Source organism: Bacillus sp. AFS029637, assembly GCF_002584985.1.
In the GTDB taxonomy this organism is placed as follows: Bacteria; Bacillota; Bacilli; order Bacillales; family Bacillaceae_G; genus Bacillus_A.
This window is the reverse complement of the sequence record NZ_NUPZ01000074.1, coordinates 1-2,256: the sequence shown is the minus strand read 5'-3', so window position 1 is coordinate 2,256 and position 2,256 is coordinate 1. Positions and strand designations below refer to the sequence as shown.

Genomic DNA, 2,256 nt, shown 5'->3' with positions numbered 1-2,256 from the left:
AAAAGAAAAATAGTTTTTTGATTGAAAAAAGCATCTAAAGAATACAATGTATTTTTTAATCATAATTAAATCGATAGTTTATTTTTTAAAGGTTTTGAAACAGTTGAAGAGTTAGAGTTAAGAAATAAACTAGCAAAATTTTAATGGAAAGGTAGATTAATTATATGTTTTCAGGATTTCAATGGTTTCCTAAAAAATGGGGAAAAAGAAAAGTTTCAGAACAGTTTCATCAATCAAAGTTTGCTGATGAAGGTAAAGGTATTTTGATTACTATTTATGCTATAGATTTGTATTTTATATCTATTCCTTTAAAGGTAAAAAAATATAATTAGTTTTAATCATAAATATATTCTTTATTTGAAGGTTGGGGTAGAACACATGAAACCTTTTAAAGAGTCTGTATTGAATATTAAGTATATAATCGCGGTTCTCCTATAGTCAGTAAAGAATACGGAAAAGAAAAGGGAGAAGCAACATCATGAATATAGAATTACATTTAGATAAAGGAAGGATAGAAAAATAACAAAGGTGAGTAAAAATGAAGATTTGGGAATTAAAGAGTTCATTTGATGACTATGAATCCTTTCAACTATTGAATTTAGAAGAAGATTCTAAAAAGTATTTTGAAGGAAAAATTGACTCAGCAGTAAAAGCATCTGATTCATGGGGAGAAATACGTATTAAATGTGTAGAAGAAGGAAATCAAAGTGATTTTCCTCATTTTTGGGGAGAAGTTGGTACACCAATAGTTAGTGGGAAAGCTAAAAAATTCTTAGAGTCTATGCTTGGTGATAATGTAGAATTTCTTCCCCTAATTCATGATGTGACGGGAGAAGTGTATTCTATAATTAACGTTCTAAATGCAATAGATGCCATTGACTATGAGAAAGCTATACTAAAGAAACTACGTTCTGGCTTAGTAATAGATTTCAAAAAATACGCATTCTTACCTAATATGGTTAAGAACCAAACAATATTTAAAGTTTACTTAAATGAAATATTACATATTCCTTCTGTTTTTGTATCAGATGAATTTAGAAATACAGTGTTAGAAAGTGATTTAAAAGGTTTTGAATTTATAGAGGTATGGGATTCAGAAGCAAACATGTAAAAGAAAGTTCTAAAATAACTGATAGAAGTTGAAGCAATGGTTTACATTAACTAGATACTTACAAGGTGGAGATAGTATTGATATAGATTGGCCTATACCAAAATATAATATTTATCCTAAAGGGGAATAAATACTCTTAGAAAGGGATTTTTATATGTGGAAAAATATGATTTTTGAAATTGGAGATATATTGAAAAGTGTTAATTATAAGCTGAATACACCCGCAACGGATACTGAAGTTCAAAGATTAAGAGAACATGTAAAAGAGAAATTTAATGTTGATTTACCAAGGGAATACGAAGAGTTTCTTAAAACTGTAAATGGTTTAGACTTTGATGGACTGGTACTTTACGGAGTTGATTCTTCTTTACTAGAAGCAAAAAAAGATGAACATATTTGCGGCTTTATAGACACGAATGAGATTTGGTATGAAAATGAATTTCAAAAAGAGTATCTTTTCTTTGGCGATTCAAATATTGCGTGGTTTTGTAAAAGCTTAGCAGACGGTACTTATTTAGAACTTGATAAACCATCAGGTACGGTAATGAACACATATAATGATTTTAATACAATGCTTGAGGAAGCGTTAAAAATAACCCTTCTTTAAATAGGAGGTAGTAAAAATTATGTTTAATTTTTTGAAAGAATATGTTGTAGCAGACAGAAGTGTTCGTTCTAAACAAAAACCTATTTTCTATCCTATATATCAAGATGAGATAGATGAGGCAGAAAGCTTATTACAAATAGAACTTCCAAAAGAACTGAAACGCTTTTATCAAGAAATAGGTTGTGGGTTTTTAAAGTCTGACAAAAGAACGTTTTTTAACAGATTTATGGACCCGATTTCAGTTGCAGATTTCCGTTTAAGGCAAGATATTTATGAATATAATCCAAACCTAGATGATGTAGATGATGATGAATCATTAGTGTTTTTTGAAGTAACAGAACTTAACTTTTTAACGATTAAATTTAAAGAGGAAAATGAATTAGGTCAATGTCCTATTTACTCTGAGGATGAGAAAATAGCGGATTCTTTAGAAGAATTTTTAATTAAAATGGATGAAAATCCTGGCTATTATATTTAATCTTTTTAAGACTTGCTTTAAGGTGTAGCATTTGAAAAATATCTAATCATGAGTAAAAAA

4 protein-coding genes are annotated in these 2,256 nt (G+C 28.7%); all 4 read left to right on the top strand.

What is annotated here, in order from left to right:
- The first annotated feature begins 164 nt into the window (after window positions 1-164).
- The 4 genes from COE49_RS27785 to COE49_RS26805 all read left to right on the top strand — a co-directional run bounded on the left by COE49_RS27785 (window position 165) and on the right by COE49_RS26805 (window position 2,196).
- Entirely contained in the window at window positions 165-332 is a 168-nt protein-coding gene (locus COE49_RS27785) for a hypothetical protein (RefSeq protein ID WP_000490950.1), read from the top strand.
- 206 nt (window positions 333-538) lie between these two features.
- Complete coding sequence (locus COE49_RS26820; protein ID WP_098841411.1) at window positions 539-1,111, top strand: imm11 family protein; 573 nt, start codon at window positions 539-541, stop codon at window positions 1,109-1,111.
- Window positions 1,112-1,265: 154 nt separating this feature from the next.
- Entirely contained in the window at window positions 1,266-1,718 is a 453-nt protein-coding gene (locus tag COE49_RS26810) for a YrhA family protein (protein WP_098841410.1), read from the top strand.
- A 19-nt stretch (window positions 1,719-1,737) separates the two neighbouring features.
- Entirely contained in the window at window positions 1,738-2,196 is a 459-nt protein-coding gene (locus tag COE49_RS26805; RefSeq protein WP_098841409.1) for an SMI1/KNR4 family protein, read from the top strand.
- Window positions 2,197-2,256: the final 60 nt, after the last annotated feature.